Genomic DNA, 20,370 nt, shown 5'->3' on the forward strand with positions numbered 1-20,370 from the left:
TATACTGGCTTGGTTAGGGGGGGAGTATCCCTTCGTGACAGTCTCGTCATCACGGTGCTGCCTCGCTCCACGAGGCCCCCGGGGCTGTCGGTCCGCATCAGACTTTCGCGGGCGGGAGAGACCTCCGGCAGTCAGTCGTGCGCGCCGCCGGAGGGTTATTAGTCGTGGCTGTTCCTTTTTGGGCATGGATTGCCGTCATCGGTGGCCTTCTCGTCGTCCTCGCCTTTGATCTGTGGATCGTCGACCGGGGCGAGCCGCGAGAATTCTCCCTGAAGCAGGCCGGTTACTGGGTCGCCTTCTATGTCGCCCTCGCGGTCGTCTTCGGCGTCGTATTGTGGATCTTCGCCGGGCCGACCCCGGCAGGCCAGTTCTTCGCCGGCTACATCACCGAGTACAGCCTGAGCGTCGACAACCTCTTCGTCTTCTACATCATCATGACCCGCTTCGCGGTGCCCAAGATCCATCAGCACAAGGTGCTGCTGGTCGGCATCCTGATGGCGCTGGTCATGCGGGGCATCTTCATCGCCGTCGGCGCCGCCGCGCTGGCGAACTTCGGGTGGCTGTTCTACGTCTTCGGCCTGTTCCTGCTCTACACCGCGGTGCAGCTGATCCGCCAGCACGGCCAGGACGAGGACGACGTCCCGGAGAACCCGGTCCTGCGCTGGGCTCGGCGGGCGCTGCCGCACACCGACGACTACGTGGGCTCCAAGGTCGTCGTCAAGGTCGACGGCAAGCGGATGGTCACCCCGCTGCTGATCGTGATGATCGCCATCGGCACCACCGATCTGCTGTTCGCGCTCGACTCGATTCCCGCGATCTTCGGTCTCACCACCGACGCCTTCATCGTCTTCAGCGCCAACGCGTTCGCCCTGATGGGGCTGCGTCAGCTCTACTTCCTGCTGGGCGGTCTGCTGCAGCGCCTGGTCTACCTGAGCTACGGTCTCGCGTTCATCCTTGGTTTCATCGGGGTTAAGCTGATTCTCGAGGCGCTGCACTCCAGTGGCGTGTCCTGGGCACCCGAGGTGCCGATCTGGCTGTCGTTGTCGGTCATCGGCGTCACTATGGTGATCACCACTGCGGCCAGCCTGATCAAGGCCCGTCGCGACGGACGCGAAAGCAAGGAAATCACCACCTCCGCGAGTGGCAAGCAGGGCTAGCGGATCGGCGCGTGAGCGGCTTTGCTTGTCTAGTTGCGCCGCATAAGGGCTGAGAGATGGGTAGCATCCTGCCCCAAGGCAGGTAGACATACCGGTCTAATGCCGCAAGACATCACAAAGGTTCCCTGTGTCCCACGATTCAGCAAGCCACCAGCCAGGCCGGGTACGGCTGGCACGTGGCGTCTCCCCGTGGTTGCTCCCGACTGTGACCGCCGCCGCAGTGACCTCACTGCTCAGCCGCCGCGACCGGCGCTGGGCGCTGGCGGCGGCCCCCCTGGCCGCGCTCACCGGTGGCATGCTCTGGTTCTTCCGCGACCCCGAGCGCACGCCGGGACCGGCGAGGATCCTGTCGCCCGCCGACGGCGTGGTGCAGAGCATCGACCCCTGGCCGGACGGCCGCACAAGGGTGGCCATCTTCATGAGCCCCCTGGACGTGCACGTCAACCGTGCGCCGCTGGCCGGCACGGTGACCTCGGTGGAGCACGTGGCCGGAGGGTTCGTGCCCGCCTTCAACAAGGACAGCGACAAGAACGAGCGGGTCGTGTGGCACCTGGACACCGCGCTCGGCGACATCGAGCTGGTCCAGATCGCCGGTGCGGTCGCGCGCCGCATCGTGCCCTACCTGGCGGCCGGGGCGAAGGTGGCCAAGGCCGAGAGGATCGGGCTCATCCGGCTCGGCTCGCGCGTGGACCTCTATCTTCCCGAGGGAATCGTTCCCGCCGTGTCGGTCGGCCAGCGGACCGTCGCGGGGGTGACGGCTCTTGACCACGGCTGACGCGAGCTGGCCGCTGGACGAGACGGACGACGAGCCCCGGGGGCCCGTCGGCAAGGCGTTCCGGCTCTCGGCGGCTGACTCCCTCTCCCTCGGCAACGCGCTGTGCGGCTTCCTCGCGGTCTGCGTGCTGGCCTGGTCGGCGATCAACCAGCTCCAGACGAACGGGAAGTTCGCGGCCGTTCCCCAGTTCTTCGGCACCGCGGTGGTGCTGCTCCTGATCGGCGCCACCTGCGACCTGTTCGACGGCCTGGTGGCCCGCAAGTTCCGCGCCTCGGCGATGGGGGCCGAGCTGGACAACCTGGCCGATGTGATCAGCTTCGGCTTCGCCCCCGCCTTCATGGTGGTCATCTGGGGCGGCTTCACCCAGAAGGTGCCGTTCCCACTGGTGATGGTCGCCGCGGCCTCGGTGCTGCTGGCCGGAGTCATCCGGCTTGCCCGCTTCGCCTGCGTGAAGACCACGAGCGGTGACTTCATGGGCCTGCCCATCCCGATGGGCGCCATGACGGTGGTCTCGATCGTGCTGCTGTTCCCGCCGTCGATCGTGACCCTGCTGCCCATCTTCGGTGTGGCCTACCTCATGGTCAGCCGGATCGAGTATCCCAAGCCCAAGGGCAACCTGGCCGCCGCCGTGCTGGCCTGGATGATGATCAACGTCGCCTGCCTCACCATCTGGGCCGCGGGTCTGGCCGGTGGCGACACGCTGATCAAGGTCGGCGCCTTGATGCAGGTGACCATCGTGGCCGCCATCCCGCTGCGCGTCCTGATGTTCAAGCGGGAGAAGCGCAAGGAGCGCAAGGAGTCGGAGAGCATCAGCTGACGGACGACGGCACACGGCCCGCCGGAGGCGGACCGCCGTGTGCCGATGTCCGTACCGCCCGCGCGGAGGCCGGGCCCGCGCGGGCGCCGCGGCGGATCGGGCCATGCGGGCCGTGCGGGCCTTCGGCCGTCCGCACGGCTGACGCCCCGGGCGTCGGCCGTGCGGGGGAGAGCGGCTACCAGCCGCGCTCCCGCCACTGCGGCAGTGAGGGGCGCTCGGCGCCCAGCGTGGTGTCCTTGCCGTGGCCCGGGTAGACCCAGGTCTCGTCGGGCAGCCGGTCGAAGAGGCGCTCCGACACGTCGGTGAAGAGCTGGGCGAAGCGCTCCGGGTCCTTGTTGGTGTTGCCGACGCCGCCGGGGAACAGCGAGTCGCCGGTGAACAGGTGGCCGGGGTGGTGCAGGGCGATCGAGCCCGGCGTGTGCCCGCGCAGGTGGATCACCTCAAGTGTGACCGCGCCGACGGTGATCCGGTCGCCGTGTTCCACCTCCAGGTCCACCGGCACCGGCAGCGCCGCCGCGTCGAGCGCGTGCGCGATCACCGTCGCGCCCGTCGCCGCGGCGACCTGCTCCAGGGCCTGCCAGTGGTCGCCGTGCTGGTGGGTAGTAATGATCTTGCTGATCGGCCGGTCGCCGATGAGCGCCAGCAGGCGGTCGGCGTCGGCGGCGGCGTCGATGAGCGCGCCGTCGCCGGTGTCGTTGCACCGCACCAGGTAGGCGTTGTTGTCGAACGGGCCGACGGCCAGCTTGGAGATCGTCAGAGCGGGCAGCTCCCGCACGTCGGCGGGACCGCCGACCTGCACGTCACCGGTGTACGTCACGGATACTCCTCGGGCGGGGTAGCGGGCAGGTGAGGAGGCGCGAGCACGGTCAGCCACGGCGGCGGCGCGGGCAGTGGCCCGGCGTCGGCCACGGCGGGCCGGTTGCCGCTGGCCCCCTCCGGCATCACCCTAAGCCCCGCTCCCGACGAGCGGCCGGTCAGCCAGCCCAGCAGGGCCCAGGCGTCGCCCTGCAGCACGGGTCCCGACCCCAGCTCCCGCCAGACCTGGTGGTGCTTGTCGCCGTCCTTGACCTCCTCGACCACGATCTCGCTGACCGTGCTGAGCTCGTGCGGCCAGCAGACCATCGCGTCGTGCAGATCCCTGCGGACGAACGCCTCCGGCCAGTCGGCGCACTCGTAGCCCGCCCCCAGGTCCACATGGTGCACCTCGACCTCGCGCACCCGCCGGACCAGTACGTACCAGGCCGGATGGTCGGGCGGGCGCATGCCGCCCACCATCGCCGACCATCCCTCGGCGGGCATCGCGGCGAGCGCCCCGGCCAGCCGCGCCGCGCTCTCCTCCAGGTCGGCCAGCTGCTCCTTCGCCGGCCGTACGGCTCCCGTCTCGATCTCCGCGTCGCGTGAACCCGGATCGGGGTACTGCGGGGTCCGGACACCGGTCCTGGCCCACGTGGCCAGGTTGACGAGGCTGTCGGCGTTGCGGGAGAGGTGGGTCAGTAGGTGCCCCCTGCTCCAGCCGGGCAGCCGGGAGGGGGCGCTGACATCGGCGTCGGACAGCCCGGCGGCGGTGGCGAGGAGACGGGCGGTGGAGCCGGTCAGCTCGGTAGTGAGCGTTTCTATGACATCCATCCCCTCACTCCATCATCGGGACAGGGGCCGGGGCCAGGGCATAAACCACCGTGTCCCCGTGGTTGGAACATGTGGCCGAACCGTCAAGTGTCCCGTGGGGCCCACCGGAAGGCCGTAGTCTGGAGAAGGCGGGGAAACCCTCGGCCCCGAGACGTGGCTCCGAAAATTGTCGGACCCCGTCGCTAGTCTTCCCGCGACCGCTCTTAACCCTCTACAACGACGTCGGGACTGCTGTGGCTGACCGCCTCATCGTGCGTGGCGCACGTGAACACAACCTCAAGGACGTCTCGCTGGACCTCCCGCGGGACTCTCTGATCGTCTTCACCGGACTGTCCGGTTCGGGCAAGTCCAGTCTGGCCTTCGACACCATCTTCGCCGAGGGCCAGCGGCGCTATGTCGAATCACTGTCGGCCTACGCCCGCCAGTTCCTCGGGCAGATGGACAAGCCCGACGTCGACTTCATCGAGGGGCTCTCGCCCGCGGTGTCGATCGACCAGAAGTCGACGAGCCGCAACCCGCGCTCGACGGTCGGCACGATCACGGAGGTCTACGACTACCTCCGGCTGCTCTGGGCGCGCATCGGCAAGCCGCACTGCCCGCAGTGCGGCCGCACGATCGCCCGGCAGAGCCCCGAGCAGATCGTCGACCGGGTGATGGAGCTCGCGGAGGGCACCCGCTTCCAGGTGCTCGCCCCCGTGATCCGCGGCCGTAAGGGCGAATACGCCGAGCTCTTCAGCCAGCTCCAGGCCAAGGGCTTCGCCCGGGCCCGCGTCGACGGCACGGTGGTCCGGCTGGACGAGCCGCCGACGCTGAAGAAGCAGGAGAAGCACGACATCGAGGTGATCGTCGACCGTCTCGCGGTGAAGGAGGGCGCGCGCAGCCGCCTCACCGGCTCCGTGGAGACCGCCCTGCAGCTGTCCGGGGGCACGATCACGCTGGAGTTCGTCGACCTGCCGGACGACGACCCCAACCGTGAGCGCTTCTACTCCGAGCACCTCTACTGCCCCTACGACGACCTGTCGTTCGAGGAGATGGAGCCCCGCTCGTTCTCCTTCAACTCGCCCTTCGGCGCCTGCCCCGAGTGCACCGGCCTCGGAGTGCGGATGGAGGTCGACCCCGACCTGATCGTGCCCGACCCGGAGACGGCCCTGGGCGACGGCGCGATCTCCCCATGGGCCGGCGGCCACACCAGCGACTACTTCGTCCGCCTCGTCGAGGCGCTCGGCCTCGCGATGGGGTTCAAGCTCACCACCCCCTGGGAGAAGCTCCCCAGGAAGGCGCAGCACGCCCTGCTGCACGGTCACGACGAGCAGGTCCACGTCCGCTACAGCAACCGCTACGGCCGTGAGCGCTCCTACTACACCGCCTTCGAGGGGGCCATCCCCTGGGTGCAGCGCCGTCATGCCGAGTCCGAGAGCGACGGCATGCGGGAGAAGTACGAAGGCTACATGCGGGAGATCCCGTGCCCGGCCTGCAAGGGGGCCAGGCTCAAGCCGGTCTCGCTGGCCGTCACGGTGGAGGACCGCTCGATCGCCGACGTCTCGGCGATGTCGATCGGCGAGTGCGCGAGGTTCCTGGCCGGGCTCCAGCTGTCCGACCGGGACATGCAGATCGCCGAACGGGTGGTCAAGGAGATCAACGCCCGGATGGGCTTCCTGCTGGACGTGGGTCTCGACTACCTGACCATGGACCGCGCGTCGGGCACCCTCGCCGGCGGCGAGGCCCAGCGCATCCGGCTGGCCACCCAGATCGGCTCCGGCCTGGTCGGCGTGCTCTACGTGCTCGACGAGCCGTCCATCGGCCTGCACCAGCGTGACAACCAGCGGCTGCTGGAGACCCTGATCCGGCTGCGGGACATGGGCAACACGCTCATCGTGGTCGAGCACGACGAGGACACCATCGCCGCCGCCGACTGGGTGGTGGACATCGGTCCCGGCGCCGGCGAGCACGGTGGCCAGGTCGTCGTCTCGGGCACGGTCGCGGAGCTGCTGGCCTCCGAGGACTCGATGACCGGCGCCTACCTGTCCGGGCGCAGGACCATCGCCATTCCCGCCAAGCGCCGCAAGCGCGACAGGAAGCGGCAGATCACGGTGAAGGGCGCCCGCGAGCACAACCTCAAGGGCGTGGACGTGGAGTTCCCGCTCGGGGTGTTCACCGCGGTCACCGGTGTCTCGGGGTCGGGCAAGTCCACGCTGGTCAACGACATCCTCTACAACGCCCTGGCCAAGGAGCTGAACGGCGCGCGCACCGTCCCGGGCCGTCACTCGCGGGTCAACGGGATGGACCTCGTCGACAAGGTCGTGCACGTGGACCAGTCGCCGATCGGCCGCACCCCCCGCTCGAACCCGGCGACCTACACCGGCGTCTTCGACAAGGTGCGCGACCTGTTCGCGCAGACCACCGAGGCCAAGGTCCGGGGCTACCAGAAGGGCCGGTTCAGCTTCAACGTCAAGGGCGGTCGCTGCGAGGCCTGCTCGGGCGACGGCACGATCAAGATCGAGATGAACTTCCTGCCGGACGTCTACGTGCCGTGTGAGGTCTGTCACGGGGCGCGCTACAACCGGGAGACGCTGGAGGTCCACTACAAGGGCAAGACGATCTCCGAGGTGCTCGACATGCCGATCGAGGAGGCCCTGGGCTTCTTCGACGCCATCCCGTCCATCAAGCGCTACCTCCAGACGCTGAACGACGTCGGCCTGGGCTACGTCCGGCTGGGCCAGCCGGCCACGACGCTGTCGGGCGGCGAGGCCCAGCGCGTCAAGCTCGCCTCGGAGCTGCAGCGCCGCTCCACCGGCCGGACGATCTACGTGCTGGACGAGCCGACCACCGGCCTGCACTTCGAGGACATCCGGCGGCTGCTGGGCGTGCTCGGCAAGCTCGTGGACGGCGGTAACACGGTCATCGTCATCGAGCACAACCTCGACGTGATCAAGACCGCCGACTGGCTGATCGACATGGGCCCGGAGGGGGGCTCCCGGGGCGGCAGCGTGCTCGCCACCGGCACGCCCGAGGAGGTCGCCCTGGTCGACGACAGCCACACCGGCCGTTTCCTGCGGAAGATCCTCGGTACCTGAGGCCGGATGCGAGACCGGGCCTGCGCGTCAATACCCTTGACGCGTAGGCCCGGTTTGGCGGGGGACATTGCGAGAAGGGCTGCAATGAGCAGCAGTGAAGGTTCAAGCATGCCCACACGCAGGCATGTGATCGGCGCCACGGCGGCCGTGGCGTGCGGGGCCGCGCTCACCGGCTGCGCCGGTGGCGGGCCCGGCCCGGGTATCGTGCCGCCGGGCATCAAGGGGAAGGTCATCGCCCAGACCGCCGACGTGCCGGTGGGCGGCGGCAAGGTCATCACCCAGTGGAAGATCGTGATCACCCAGCCCACCGCGGGGGTGTTCAAGGCGTTCACCGCGAGCTGTCCGCACAAGGGCTGCTCGGTCGCCCGGCCCGAGGACGGGATCATCCGCTGCCCCTGCCACGGCAGCGAGTTCGCCGCCGACTCCGGCAAGTGCCTCAAGGGCCCGGCGGGGGCGCCGCTGGTCGAGTTCGCGCTGAAGCTCGACGGCGACGGCATCGTGATCGTCTGAGGCCGTTCATCGGGATGGCCGCCCGGGACGGTGCCGGAGACACGCCGAGGGCGTATTTCTTCACAGTTTCCTGATGCCGGGTACGGCATGCTGAATCGGCACTGGGAGGGCGGCCGTACCTGAAGATGAGGACTCTGGAGGGTGACCATGACTGATACGACACGTCGCGCGGTGATGCTGGGCGCGGGAGGCGCCGGGATGGCCGCGGTGCTGACCGCCTGCTCGGGGTACGGAGACCCCGCCGCCGATGGCGCGTCGGTGGCCGCGGCGCCGGCCTCCTCCGCTCCGGCGGGTTCGGGCGCGGACTCCGGGGCGGCGGCGGGGGCGGCGGCGCTGACCAAGACCGCTGACATCCCCGAGGGGGGCGGCAAGGTCTTCAAGGACCAGAAGGTGGTGGTGACCCAGCCGGCGGCCGGGCAGTTCAAGGCTTTCACCTCCGTCTGCCCCCACCAGGGATGTGACGTCGCGACCGTCTCGGGTGGCACGATCAACTGCCCGTGCCACGGCAGCAAGTTCAAGATCGCCGATGGCTCCGTCGCGAACGGCCCCGCCAAAAAGCCTCTCGCGGAGAAGGCGATCAAGGTCGAGGGTGACTCCATCACCCTCGCCTGAGCACCGCCCGCGGCGCCGGCGAGGGAGGGGGACCCGGCGCCGGCGCCGCGGGGGTCCCGCGATGCGGGGACGGGTAGGGGTTCCGGAGAAGAGATCCTGTCGGTGAAGGCCGATAGGCTTTCTGGTGTGGCGAGATCTGTGGTTGGTCCGGCGAGTTTCCGGCCGAGTCCGGGGTCGATCCCCGAATCACCCGGCGTCTACCGGTTCAGAGGCGCCGAGGGCCGGGTCATCTACGTCGGCAAGGCCAAGAACCTGCGCCAGCGGCTGAACTCCTACTTCGCCGACTTCGCCGGGCTCCATCCGCGCACCCAGACCATGCTCACCACCGCCGTCGACGTCGACTGGACGGTCGTCGGCACCGAGGTCGAGGCGCTCCAGCTCGAATACTCCTGGATCAAGGAGTACGACCCCCGGTTCAACGTCAAATACCGCGACGACAAGTCCTACCCCTACCTCGCGGTCACCATGGGGGAGGAGTTCCCCCGGGTCCAGGTGTTGCGCGGCGCCAAGCGCAAGGGCACCCGTTACTTCGGGCCCTACTCCCATGCCTGGGCGATCAGGGAGACGGTCGACCTGCTGCTGCGGGTGTTCCCGATCAGGAGCTGCTCGGCGGGGGTGTTCCGGCGTGCCGGGCAGATCGGCCGGCCCTGCCTGCTGGGCTACATCGACAAGTGCTCGGCGCCCTGCGTCAGCAGGGTCACCGCCCAGGAGCACCGGACGCTGGCCGAGGACTTCTGCGACTTCATGGCGGGCAACACCGGCCGCTTCATGAAGCGGCTGGAGCGCGAGATGCGCCAGGCGGCCGCCGACCAGGAGTACGAAAGGGCCGCCCGGCTGCGCGACGACATCCAGGCGCTGCTGAGAGCCATGGAGAAGCAGGCCGTGGTGCTGGGGGAGGGCACCGACTGTGACGTCGTCGCACTGGCGGAGGATCCGCTTGAGGCCGCGGTGCAGGTGTTCTACGTCCGAGGCGGGCGCATCCGGGGCCAGCGCGGATGGGTGGTCGACAAGGTCGAGGAGGCCGGGCCCGGCGAGCTGGTCGAGCAGTTCCTGCTGCAGATGTACGGCGACGCGACTCCCGAGGCGCTGCCCAGGGAGGTGCTGGTGCCCGTGCTCCCGCCCGACGCGGAGGCGGTCACCGAGCTGCTCAGCGAGCACCGCAAGGCCCGGGTGGAGATCCGCGTCCCGCAGCGGGGGGACAAGAAGTCGCTGATGGAGACCGTCTGGCGCAACGCCATGGAGTCCCTGAAGCAGCACAAGCTCAAGCGGGCCAGCGACCTGACCACCCGGAGCAAGGCGCTGCAGGAGGTCGCCGACGCGCTCGACCTGGACCAGGCGCCGCTGCGCGTCGAGTGCTACGACGTCTCCCACATCCAGGGCACCGACGTGGTGGCCTCCATGGTGGTGTTCGAGGACGGCCTGGCCCGCAAGAGCGAATACCGCAGGTTCTCCGTCCGCTCCACCGAGGGCGACGTCGCCTCGATCTACGAGGTGATCTCACGCCGGTTCAAGCGGTATCTGGAGGAGCGCTCGGCCACCGGAGAGCTCGACGCCGAAGCCGGCGCCGAACCGGGCATCGACCCGGAGACCGGCAGGCCGCGCAAGTTCGCCTACCCGCCCAACCTGGTCGTCGTGGACGGCGGCCCGGCCCAGGCGGCGGCCGCCCAGCGCGCGCTGGACGAGCTGGGCGTGGACGACGTGGCGGTCTGCGGCCTGGCCAAGCGGCTGGAGGAGGTCTGGCTTCCCGGCGAGGACCTGCCGGTAATCCTTCCCCGGTCGAGCGAGGCCCTTTACCTCCTGCAGCGCGTGCGCGACGAGGCCCATCGATTCGCCATCACCTACCATCGTTCGAAGCGGTCGAAGAGCGTCAAGGAAAGCGCCCTGGACGAGGTTCCCGGGCTCGGTCCGGCCCGCAGACAGGCCCTGATCAAGCATTTCGGATCGGTGAAGCGGTTACGGGAGGCGACCGCGGCCCAGATCTGCGAGATTCCCGGGATCGGCCCCGCTACGGCCGAGACGATCGTGTCGGCGTTGAAGGGGGAGAACCCATGAACGGAAAAGAGCCAGCGTTCGTCATCGTCACCGGCATGTCGGGGGCGGGACGGAGCACAGCGGCCAAGGCCCTGGAGGACCTTGGCTGGTTCGTCATCGACAACCTGCCACCCGGCCTGCTGTTCGCCATGGCGGAGGAGGCCGGAAGGGTCAAGCTGGCCGCCGACAAGGTGGCCGCGGTGGTCGACGTGCGCAGTCTGGCGTTCACCACCGACCTCAACGCCGCGATCGAGGAGCTGGACGGGCGCGGCGTCGCCGTGCGGGTGGTGTTCCTGGAGGCCAGTGACGAGGAGCTGGTCCGCAGGTTCGAGAACGTCCGCCGTCCGCACCCGCTCCAGGGGGAGGGCCGGCTGGTCGACGGGATCGCCCGCGAGCGCGGCATCCTGCGCGAGGTCCGGGCGAACGCGGACCTGGTCATCGACACCTCCAACCTCAACGTCCACGAGCTCCGCGGCAAGATCGTCGCCTTCTTCGGCGGCGAGGACCGGCCGGGCCTGCGGGTCAACGTGGTCTCCTTCGGCTACAAGTACGGCCTGCCCGTCGACGCCGACCTCGTCGTCGACTGCCGGTTCCTGCCCAATCCCCACTGGGTCCCGGAACTGCGCCCGATGAACGGGCTCGACGCCCCCGTACGGGACTACGTTCTCAACCAGCCGGGCGCGAAGGAGCTGCTGGACGCCTACGACGAGGTGGTCGGCATCATCGCGGCCGGTTACACCCGTGAGGGCAAGGGCTACGCCACGCTCGCCGTCGGCTGCACCGGCGGCAAGCACCGCAGTGTCGCCATGGCCGAGCAGATCGGCGGCCGATTGCGTGACCGGGGAGGCATGGAGGTGCAGGTAAGCCATCGGGATGTGGGCCGGGAGTGATCGAAGGTCTCAAGGTCGTCGCGCTGGGTGGAGGGCATGGGCTGTACGCGTCGCTGACGGCGCTGCGCAGGGTCACCTCCGAGCTGACGGCGGTGGTCACCGTGGCCGACGACGGGGGGTCGAGCGGCAGGCTCCGCCGCGAGCTCGGCGTGCTGCCCCCGGGGGACCTGCGGATGGCCCTGGCCGCGCTGTGCGGGGACGACGACTGGGGACGGACCTGGAGCGAGGTCGTCCAGCACCGGTTCCGGAGCGAGGGCGACCTGCACGGGCACGCGGTCGGCAACCTGCTGATCGTGGCGCTGTGGGAGAGGCTCGGCGACACGGTCGCCGGTCTCGACTGGGTCGGCAGGCTCCTGGGCGCGCACGGACGGGTGCTGCCGATGTCCTCGGTGCCGCTCGACATCGCCGCGGAGGTGGAGCTGAACGGCGAGGTGAGCACCGTGCGCGGCCAGGTGGCCTGCGCGCTCACCCCCGGCCGGGTCCGGGCCATCTCGCTGGTCCCCGAGGATCCGCCTGCCTGCCCCGAGGCGGTCCAGGCGGTCCTGGACGCCGACTGGGTGGTCTTCGGTCCCGGGTCGTGGTTCACCAGCGTGCTGCCCCACCTCAAGGTGCCCCAGCTGGCCGAGGCCCTGCACTCCACGGCGGCGCGCCGTCTGGTCGCGCTGAACCTCGCCCCGCAGCCGGGGGAGACCGACGGCTTCTCCCCCCAGAAACATCTGGAGGTGCTGCGGCAGCACGCCCCCTCCTTGGAGGTCGACGTGGTGCTCGCCGACACCGGGGTGGCCGAGGACGGGGAGGAGCTGGCGAAGGCCGCCGCCGAACTCGGCGGACGGCTCGTCCTGGCCGCCGTGGCCGACCAGGACGGCTCGCCGCGGCACGATGCGCAACGTCTTGCCTCCGTCCTGGACGAGATTTTCCGTGAGAAGCGTTGATCCTGGTCAGCGGTGCTCAGGAGTGCGAGAAACTTCTGTGAGCCTGGTTTATCTCGGGCCGCATGAGGTCTGTATGGGGGAGGACGAACGCACATGGCGATGACAGGTGTGGTCAAGGACGAGCTGAGCCGGCTGCCGGTCCTGAAGCCTTGCTGCCGTAAGGCCGAGGTGTCGACGCTCCTGCGGTTCGCGAGCGGGCTGCACCTGGTGGGCGGACGGATCGTGATCGAGGCGGAGCTCGACACCAACGTCACGGCCAGGCGGCTCATCAAGGACATCGGCGAGGTGTTCGGTCACAAGGCGGAGGTGCTCGTCCTGGCCCCCGCGGGACTGCGCAAGGGCTCGCGCTACGTGGTGCGGGTCTACCGCGACGGGGAGGCCTTGGCCCGTCAGACCGGATTGATCGACAACCACGGCCGTCCGGTCCGCGGCCTGCCGCGCCAGGTCGTCGCGGGGGCGACCTGCGACGCCGAGGCCGCCTGGCGGGGGGCCTTCCTGGCGCACGGCTCGCTCACCGAGCCGGGCCGTTCCATGTCGCTGGAGGTCACCTGCCCGGGTCCGGAGGCGGCGCTCGCGCTGGTCGGGTCCGCCCGGCGGCTGAAGATCCACGCCAAGGCCCGTGAGGTCCGCGGCGTCGACCGGGTCGTGGTCCGCGACGGCGACGCGATCAGCGCGCTGCTGACCCGGCTGGGCGCCCACGACAGCGTGCTGGCCTGGGAGGAGCGGCGGATGCGCCGCGAGGTCCGGGCGACGGCCAACCGCCTGGCCAACTTCGACGACGCCAACCTGCGCCGTTCGGCCCGAGCCGCGGTGGCCGCCGGGGCCCGGGTCCAGCGGGCCCTGGAGATTCTCGGCGAGGAGGCCCCCGAGCATCTGGTGATCGCCGGCCGCCTCCGGGTCGAGCACAAGCAGGCGTCCCTGGAGGAGCTCGGCCAGCTCGCCGACCCGCCGCTGACCAAGGACGCCATCGCCGGGCGCATCCGCCGCCTGCTCGCCATGGCCGACAAGCGCGCCCAGGACATCGGCATCCCCAACACCGAGGCGAACCTCACGGTGGACATGCTGGCGCCTTAGGCGGGTGCACGACCGCCGGCGGAGCCCGCTCCCGCGTCTCCGGCCCCTCCTCACCCGGTCCGTGCGTCCTCGCGGGCCCGAGGCGTCTCCCGCGCCCCGCGCGGCGGCTCCCTCCTCGCCCGGCCCCCCGGCCCCCGGGCCCGGGGCGTCTCGCATGCGCGTCACGGGCGGCCTCCGTTCCGGTCCGGGGCCGCGCGTCCCTCCGGGCCCGGGCCGCCTCCGCGCCACGGGCGGGCCCGCCCCGTACGGCGCCCGGGGCGGGCCGCTTCCGCGCCGGGAATTTGCCCGTGTCACAGCAGGTCCTGCGGGTGTTGCAGGCGTGTGGAGTGACGATTCGGGCACTCCACTTGAAGAGGGCGATACCTACTCATGGGTTAAGGAAGAACACACCCCACCCCGCCAGTGGTCTACACCAATTTGGGTCCGATAGGGTTCGTGGTTGAGGTTTCAGCCCGCCCCAAGTCGCCGGTCCGGTGGACCGGCGCACCGACGTACGAGGAGATCGGCACCGTGACCATCCGCGTAGGCGTCAACGGATTCGGCCGCATCGGCCGCAACTTCTGGCGTGCGGTCGCTGCCAGCGGCAAGGACATCGAGATCGTTGCGGTCAACGACCTGACCGACAACGCCACGCTCGCCCACCTGCTCAAGTACGACAGCATCCTCGGCCGTCTGCCGTACGAGGTGAAGAGCACCGCCGACGAGATCGTCGTCGACGGCAAGTCGATCAAGGCCTTCGCCGAGCGCGACCCCGCCAAGCTGCCCTGGGGCGACCTGGGTGTGGACGTCGTGGTGGAGTCCACCGGCTTCTTCACCGACGCCAACAAGGCCCGCGTGCACGCCGAGAACGGCGCCAAGAAGGTCATCATCTCGGCTCCGGCCAAGAACGAGGACGTCACCATCGTGATGGGCGTCAACCACGACAAGTACGACCCGGCCAACCACACGATCATCTCCAACGCCTCGTGCACCACCAACTGCCTGGCTCCGCTGGCGAAGGTCCTCAACGACACCTTCGGCATCGAGAAGGGCCTGATGACCACGGTCCACGCCTACACGCAGGACCAGAACCTGCAGGACGGCCCGCACAGCGACCTGCGCCGCGCCCGCGCCGCCGCGCTGAACATCGTGCCGACCTCCACCGGCGCGGCCAAGGCCATCGGCCTGGTGCTGCCCGAGCTCAAGGGCAAGCTCGACGGCTTCGCGCTGCGCGTGCCGATCCCCACCGGCTCGGCCACCGACCTCACCGTCGAGGTCGGCCGTGAGACCACGGTGGAAGAGGTCAACGCCGCGTTCAAGGCCGCCGCCGCGGGGCCGTTCAAGGGTTACCTGACCTACACCGAGGACCCGATCGTCTCCTCCGACATCGTCACCGACCCGTCCTCCTGCATCTTCGACGCGGGCCTGACCAAGGTGATCGGCAACCAGGTCAAGGTCGTCGGCTGGTACGACAACGAGTGGGGCTACTCCAACCGCCTGGGCGACCTCATCGAGCTGGTCGGCGCCGACCTCTGATGAAGGATCTGTCTGAGTTCGACGTGAAGGGTCGGCGCGTCCTCGTCCGCGCCGACCTCAACGTCCCCCTCGACGGGGACGCCATCACCGACGACGGACGCATCCGGGCCTCGGTGCCGACGATCAGGGAGCTCGCCGACAAGGGCGCGCGCGTCGTCGTCTGCGCCCACCTGGGGCGTCCGAAGGGCGAGCCGAACCCGCAGTACTCGCTGGCCCCCGTGGCCAAGCGGCTGGGCGAGCTGCTGGGCGCCGAGGTCGTCTTCGCGACCGACGTGGTCGGGGAGTCGGCCCAGGACGTCGTGAAGGCCCTCCAGGACGGCCAGGTGGCCCTGCTGGAGAACCTGCGGTTCGAGCCGGGCGAGGAGTCCAAGGACGACGCCCTGCGGGCGGCCTTCGCCGAGAAGCTGGCCGCCCTGGCCGAGGTCTACGTCGGCGACGGCTTCGGCGCCGTGCACCGCAAGCACGCCAGCGTCTACGACGTGCCGCTGCTGCTGCCGCACGCGGCGGGCAGGCTGGTCGTGGCCGAGGTCGAGGTGCTCAAGAAGCTGACCGACGACCTCGCCAGGCCGTACGCCGTGGTGCTGGGCGGCGCCAAGGTCTCCGACAAGCTCGGCGTGATCGGCAACCTGCTCACCAAGGTCGACAGGCTGCTCATCGGCGGCGGCATGGCATACACCTTCCTGGCCGCCCAGGGCTACGAGGTGGGCCAGTCGCTGCTGCAGAAGGACCAGCTCGACCAGGTGCGCGGCTTCCTCAACGAGGCGGCCAAGCGCGGTGTGGAGCTCGTCCTGCCGGTCGACGTGCTGGCGGCCACCGAGTTCGCCGAGGACGCCGAGTACGAGGTGGTCGACGCCACCGCGATCCCGGCCGACCGGCAGGGGCTCGACATCGGCCCGCGCAGCCGCGAGCTGTTCGCGAGCAAGCTGGCCGACGCCGGGACCGTGTTCTGGAACGGCCCGATGGGCGTCTTCGAATTCGAGGCGTTCTCCGGCGGAACCCGGGCCGTCGCCGAGGCGTTGGTCCAGTCGGAGGCCTTCACCGTCGTCGGCGGCGGTGACTCGGCCGCGGCCGTGCGCAAGCTCGGCCTCCCCGAGGACGGGTTCTCGCACATCTCCACCGGTGGCGGCGCCAGCCTCGAATACCTGGAAGGCAAGACCCTGCCCGGACTCGTCGCGCTGGAGGCATAGGAGTGGACCGACGCAGTGAGCATCGCGCCGTCCGGACATGCCCGCGGCACGAGAGCACAGCAGGGACAGGCGATTCCGTCAGCACGCGAGGAGCGAGGAGCGACAGGTGACCACGGCGCGCAAACCGCTCATGGCCGGCAACTGGAAGATGAACCTCAACCATCTTGAGGCCATCGCCCACACCCAGAAGCTGGCGTTCGCACTGAACGACAAGGACTTCGACAGGGTCGAGGTGGCGGTTCTGCCACCGTTCACCGATCTGCGCAGCGTGCAGACCCTGGTGGACGGGGACAAGCTGCGGATCGTGTACGGCGGGCAGGACCTGTCGCAGCATGACGGCGGCGCCTACACCGGCGACGTCTCCGGGGCGATGCTCGCCAAGCTCGGCTGCACCTTCGTCCTGGCCGGGCACTCCGAGCGCCGGCAGTACCACCACGAGGACGACGACCTGGTCAACGCCAAGGTGCAGGCGGCCTACCGGCACTCGCTCACGCCGATCCTGTGCGTGGGGGAGGGCCTGCCGGTCCGTCAGGCCGGCGGCCAGGTGGCTCACAGCGTCTCGCAGCTCGACGGGGCGCTGCGCAAGGTCACCGCGGAGCAGGCCAAGTCCGTCGTGCTGGCCTATGAGCCGGTCTGGGCGATCGGCACCGGCGAGGTGGCCACTCCGGCCGACGCGCAGGAGGTCTGCTCGGCACTGCGTGTCCGACTCGCCGAGCTGTATGACGGCGAGGTGGCCGCCGCTGTCCGTATCCTTTACGGTGGCTCGGTCAAGTCTGACAACATCGCCGGCATCATGGCCCAGCCCGATGTGGACGGCGCGCTGGTGGGTGGCGCCAGTCTGGATCCGGGCGAGTTCGTGAAGATCTGCCGCTTCGGCGAAATGTCCGTCTGAGTAGGCCGTTCGGAGGGTACGACTTGACAGCACGTCGTACCCTCTTAGAGCAAGTTTGAATCGTCACGCCATAGGCGTCGTACAAGGGTCGCGCCCGGACGCGGGCCGCGCGTAAATAGGGAACAGGTCAACGGTGACAATCGGAATCTCCATCGCCCTCATTCTGGCGAGCATGCTGATGATCCTGCTTGTGCTGCTTCACAAGGGCAAGGGCGGTGGTCTGTCGGATCTGTTCGGTGGCGGTTTCTCGTCGTCGTTCGGAGGCTCCTCGGTCGTGGAGCGCAACCTTGACCGGCTCACCATCATCACCGGTGTTGTCTGGTTCGTGTGCATCATCGCGCTGGGCCTGCTCCTTAAGCCCTGACCCTTAAGCCCTGACCTGGCTTTTGCGAAGCGTGACAGTGGTTCAGCCCCCCGCATCCAACCGAGCGGCGGGGCCATCGAGCGAGGAGTTCATCCGTGGGTAGTGGCAACGCGATCCGTGGCAGCCGTGTCGGCGCGGGCCCGATGGGGGAGGCGGAGCGTGGCGAGGCGGCTCCCCGGGTAAGGGTCCCGTTCTGGTGCGCGAATATGCATGAGACGCGCCCCAGTTTCGCCAGCGACGCGGCCGTGCCGGAGTTCTGGGACTGCCCCCGGTGTGGTCTCCCCGCCGGTCAGGACGAGGCCAACCCGCCCGCGCCGCCGCGTAACGAGCCTTACAAGACGCACCTCGCCTACGTGAAGGAGCGCCGCAGCGACAAGGACGGCGCCCAGATCCTGGCTGAGGCTCTGGAGCGCCTGCGCTCCTCCTCGCGCCCGATCTACTAGGCACGGCCCGCCGGAGGCCCCCGTGGAACCCTCCACGGGGGCCTCCGGCATGTTCCGGCGAGGCCGCCCCGGCGGTCCCTCCGTACCGGACCCGGCCGTGCCGGCGCGCACCCGGCACCCGTCCGCGGGAGGCCGCCTGCCCGCCAGGAATTGGATCTTCATCGGGAGTCCGGGTAGCGTGCGCGGGGCCGTCGAGCGCTTCGGCGCTGCCGAGACGCCCGGTGACATCCTCTCCTCCCCGAAGGGAGGGGATTTTTGCGGTCGCCCGTGAGGGTTCCTGCTTCACCGCCAGCCGCCCGCCAGGAGGGAGTCTCCTTTGAGGTCTTACACCGGCTCCATAGGCGTTTCATCTCTCCGCCGGCCCGGCGGCGAGGGTATCGCCGATCACGCGAGCGGCGGCTCGGTCATCGCCGCCGCCGGACACGTTACCGAATCGCGCGCCGCCGCGCCGCGTTTCCTCCCCCGCCCGAGGGCGGGGATATCCACGCTCAAGGAGATCTGATGAACGCCGGAAACCATCGCCCCCTGCGCATGCTCGTCACGGGAGGGGGGACCGGCGGCCACACCTACCCCGCGCTGACCACCGTCGCGGCCGTCCGCGAGCAGGCCGCCGCCCGCGGGCTCGATCTCGACGTGCTCTGGGTGGGTACGGCCACCGGTCTGGAGGCCCGCATCGCCGTCGAGCACGGCATCCCGTTCCGGGCGATCAAGGCGGGCAAGCTGCGGCGCTCGCCCAGCCCGCGCGAGCTGCTCACCAACCTCGCCGACATGTTCCGGATCCCGGTCGGGGTCATGCAGGCGTTCGGCGTCGCCGCCCGCTACCGCCCCGACGTGGTGCTGTCCACCGGAGGGTACGTGTGCGTGCCGCTGGGGGTCGCCTCCCGGATGCTCGGCCGCCCGCTCGTGATGCACGAGCAGATCACCGCGCTCGGCCTGGCCAACCGCATCCTGGCGCGGTTCGCCACCCGGATCGCGCTCACCCACCCGTCGTCGATCGAGCACCTGCCCGCTTCGGCGCGGGAGCGGGCCGTGGTCACCGGCAACCCCGTCCGGCCCCACCTGCTGAACGGCAACGCCCCGTCCGGCCGGTGGCACTTCCGTCTCTCGCCCGAGCTGCCCCTCGTCTACGTGACCGGTGGCGCCCAGGGCAGCCGCCAGATCAACACCATGATCGAAGCGATCCTGCCCTCGCTGCTCACCCGCGCGCAGGTGCTCCACCAGTGCGGTCCCGACTGGATCGACCAGCTCACCCGGACCGCGGCGGGACTGCCCGGCGAGCTCGCGGGACGCTATCAGCCGGTGCCCTACGTCGGCGACGAGCTGGCCCACGTGCTCGCCGCCGCCGACATCGTGGTCTCCCGCAGCGGCGCGGGCACCCTCGCCGAGCTGACCGCCGTGGGCAAGCCGTCCGTCCTGATCCCCCTGATCCCCTCCGCGGGGGACGAGCAGCGTCAGAACGCCCGCTACCTGGTCGAGGCGGGAGCGGCCCGGGCGCTCCTCGAAAGCGGGCCCCAGGCCGGCCAGCTCCTCGAGGAGCTCGACATCCTGCTCGCCGACCCGCAGGCTCGCGTCACCATGGCCAAGGCCGCCCGGTCGCTCGGCCGCCTCGACGCCGCCGACGCCCTCGCCCGGGTGATCCTCCAGGAGGCGGACGCCGCCGGATCCAGCTGATCCGCCGTCCTCCGGCTGGACCGGCCCGCGTCCGCCGTACGGCGTGCGGTCGCGTCCGAGCCGGGGGACCGGGCCGGGGGCGGGCGGAGATCCGTACCGTGGCGGCCTCGGAGGCCGTGGGACACGACCGCGTCCGGTCTCACGGTTCGACGAGGCCGGCGCGGATGGCGTAGCGGGTCAGATCGAGCCGGTCGCGCATGCCGAGCTTCTGCAGGATGTTCGCGCGGTGCCGATCGACGGTCTTCACGCTGATGACCAGTGTCTCGGCGATCTCCTTGGCGGAGTTGCCCTCGGCGATCAGCTTGACGATCTCCTCCTCCCGGGGCGTCAGGATGCTCTCGGGCACGCGCTCGCCCTGCCGGACGCGCTGCAGGTAGTCGCGGATGAGCGCGGTGATCGCGCCGGGGTAGAGGAAGGGCTCGCCCCGCATCGCCGCCCGGCAGGCCTCCAGGAGGTCACGGTCGGCGACCGACTTGAGCACGTAGCCCGAGGCGCCCGCCTTGAGCGACTCGAAGAAGTACTGCTCGTTGTCGTACATGGACAGGATCAGGATGCGGATGCCGGGGGAGCGCCGGGAGATCTCCCGGGCCGCCTGGATGCCGGTCATGCGCGGCATCGCGATGTCCAGGATGGCCAGGTCGACGTCATCGGCGGAGGCGGCCTCGACGGCCTCGGCGCCGTCGGCCGCCTCCGCGACGACCATGAGATCGGGTTCGGCGTCGAGGATCAGCCGTAGTCCGTGGCGGACCAGGGCGTGGTCGTCGGCCAGCAGGATCCGTGTCTTGGGCGTGTCCACCGGG

General features: G+C 69.9%; 19 protein-coding genes. 16 read left to right on the plus strand and 3 right to left on the minus strand.

Annotated features, from left to right (window positions below; all coding sequences use genetic code 11):
- The first annotated feature begins 164 nt into the window (after positions 1–164).
- From BM085_RS13920 to pssA, 3 genes are all read left to right on the plus strand, one after another.
- Positions 165–1,157, plus strand: coding sequence for a TerC family protein (locus tag BM085_RS13920; RefSeq protein WP_093887429.1), 993 nt, complete (start codon positions 165–167; stop codon positions 1,155–1,157).
- Between the two features lie 127 nt (positions 1,158–1,284).
- Positions 1,285–1,932 (plus strand): phosphatidylserine decarboxylase, encoded by a 648-nt coding sequence (locus BM085_RS13925; RefSeq protein ID WP_093887430.1) that lies wholly within the window; start codon positions 1,285–1,287, stop codon positions 1,930–1,932.
- Complete coding sequence (gene pssA, locus BM085_RS13930; RefSeq protein ID WP_093887431.1) at positions 1,919–2,749, plus strand: CDP-diacylglycerol--serine O-phosphatidyltransferase; 831 nt, start codon at positions 1,919–1,921, stop codon at positions 2,747–2,749. The genes BM085_RS13925 and pssA overlap by 14 nt, the downstream gene beginning before the upstream one ends.
- 175 nt (positions 2,750–2,924) lie before the next feature.
- On the opposite strand, the gene BM085_RS13935 is transcribed toward pssA, so the two are convergent.
- A complete protein-coding gene (locus BM085_RS13935) occupies positions 2,925–3,566 on the minus strand; it encodes an MBL fold metallo-hydrolase (protein ID WP_093887432.1) in 642 nt (213 codons plus the stop codon).
- Positions 3,563–4,375 (minus strand): maleylpyruvate isomerase family mycothiol-dependent enzyme, encoded by an 813-nt coding sequence (locus BM085_RS13940; RefSeq protein WP_093887433.1) that lies wholly within the window; start codon positions 4,373–4,375, stop codon positions 3,563–3,565. Before BM085_RS13940 ends, BM085_RS13935 begins: the two co-directional genes overlap by 4 nt.
- Positions 4,376–4,608: 233 nt before the next feature.
- Between BM085_RS13940 and uvrA the strand changes: the two genes are divergently transcribed.
- The 13 genes from uvrA to BM085_RS14005 all read left to right on the plus strand — a co-directional run bounded on the left by uvrA (position 4,609) and on the right by BM085_RS14005 (position 19,570).
- Positions 4,609–7,449, plus strand: a complete 2,841-nt coding sequence (gene uvrA, locus BM085_RS13945; RefSeq protein ID WP_093887434.1) for an excinuclease ABC subunit UvrA — start codon at positions 4,609–4,611, stop codon at positions 7,447–7,449.
- Between the two features lie 108 nt (positions 7,450–7,557).
- Positions 7,558–7,959: a Rieske (2Fe-2S) protein gene (locus BM085_RS13950; protein WP_231509898.1), complete on the plus strand. Its 402-nt coding sequence runs from the start codon at positions 7,558–7,560 to the stop codon at positions 7,957–7,959.
- Between the two features lie 147 nt (positions 7,960–8,106).
- Positions 8,107–8,571, plus strand: a complete 465-nt coding sequence (locus tag BM085_RS13955; protein WP_093887435.1) for a Rieske (2Fe-2S) protein — start codon at positions 8,107–8,109, stop codon at positions 8,569–8,571.
- A gap of 138 nt (positions 8,572–8,709) precedes the next feature.
- Positions 8,710–10,623, plus strand: coding sequence for an excinuclease ABC subunit UvrC (gene uvrC / locus BM085_RS13960; RefSeq protein WP_086575239.1), 1,914 nt, complete (start codon positions 8,710–8,712; stop codon positions 10,621–10,623).
- Positions 10,620–11,492: an RNase adapter RapZ gene (gene rapZ / locus BM085_RS13965; protein ID WP_093887436.1), complete on the plus strand. Its 873-nt coding sequence runs from the start codon at positions 10,620–10,622 to the stop codon at positions 11,490–11,492. Before uvrC ends, rapZ begins: the two co-directional genes overlap by 4 nt.
- Positions 11,489–12,424: a gluconeogenesis factor YvcK family protein gene (locus BM085_RS13970; RefSeq protein ID WP_031167172.1), complete on the plus strand. Its 936-nt coding sequence runs from the start codon at positions 11,489–11,491 to the stop codon at positions 12,422–12,424. Before rapZ ends, BM085_RS13970 begins: the two co-directional genes overlap by 4 nt.
- Before the next feature lie 93 nt (positions 12,425–12,517).
- Positions 12,518–13,498, plus strand: a complete 981-nt coding sequence (whiA, locus tag BM085_RS13975; protein WP_012892507.1) for a DNA-binding protein WhiA — start codon at positions 12,518–12,520, stop codon at positions 13,496–13,498.
- A 510-nt stretch (positions 13,499–14,008) separates the two neighbouring features.
- Entirely contained in the window at positions 14,009–15,013 is a 1,005-nt protein-coding gene (gap, locus tag BM085_RS13980) for a type I glyceraldehyde-3-phosphate dehydrogenase (RefSeq protein ID WP_031167169.1), read from the plus strand.
- Complete coding sequence (locus tag BM085_RS13985) at positions 15,013–16,200, plus strand: phosphoglycerate kinase (protein WP_093887437.1); 1,188 nt, start codon at positions 15,013–15,015, stop codon at positions 16,198–16,200. Before gap ends, BM085_RS13985 begins: the two co-directional genes overlap by 1 nt.
- Positions 16,201–16,330: 130 nt before the next feature.
- Positions 16,331–17,092, plus strand: a complete 762-nt coding sequence (gene tpiA / locus BM085_RS13990) for a triose-phosphate isomerase (RefSeq protein WP_218158720.1) — start codon at positions 16,331–16,333, stop codon at positions 17,090–17,092.
- A gap of 133 nt (positions 17,093–17,225) precedes the next feature.
- Positions 17,226–17,456 (plus strand): preprotein translocase subunit SecG, encoded by a 231-nt coding sequence (gene secG, locus BM085_RS13995; RefSeq protein ID WP_012892503.1) that lies wholly within the window; start codon positions 17,226–17,228, stop codon positions 17,454–17,456.
- Positions 17,457–17,551: 95 nt separating this feature from the next.
- Entirely contained in the window at positions 17,552–17,899 is a 348-nt protein-coding gene (locus BM085_RS14000) for an RNA polymerase-binding protein RbpA (protein ID WP_012892502.1), read from the plus strand.
- 501 nt (positions 17,900–18,400) lie between these two features.
- The gene (locus tag BM085_RS14005; RefSeq protein ID WP_093887439.1) at positions 18,401–19,570 is read left to right on the plus strand and encodes a UDP-N-acetylglucosamine--N-acetylmuramyl-(pentapeptide) pyrophosphoryl-undecaprenol N-acetylglucosamine transferase; all 1,170 of its coding nucleotides are present in this window, start codon (positions 18,401–18,403) and stop codon (positions 19,568–19,570) included.
- Between the two features lie 139 nt (positions 19,571–19,709).
- Here BM085_RS14005 and BM085_RS14010 read toward each other — a convergent pair whose 3' ends face one another.
- Entirely contained in the window at positions 19,710–20,366 is a 657-nt protein-coding gene (locus tag BM085_RS14010; RefSeq protein ID WP_093887440.1) for a response regulator, read from the minus strand.
- Positions 20,367–20,370 lie beyond the last annotated feature (4 nt).

The organism is Streptosporangium canum (assembly GCF_900113865.1).
GTDB lineage: Bacteria > Actinomycetota > Actinomycetes > Streptosporangiales > Streptosporangiaceae > Streptosporangium > Streptosporangium canum.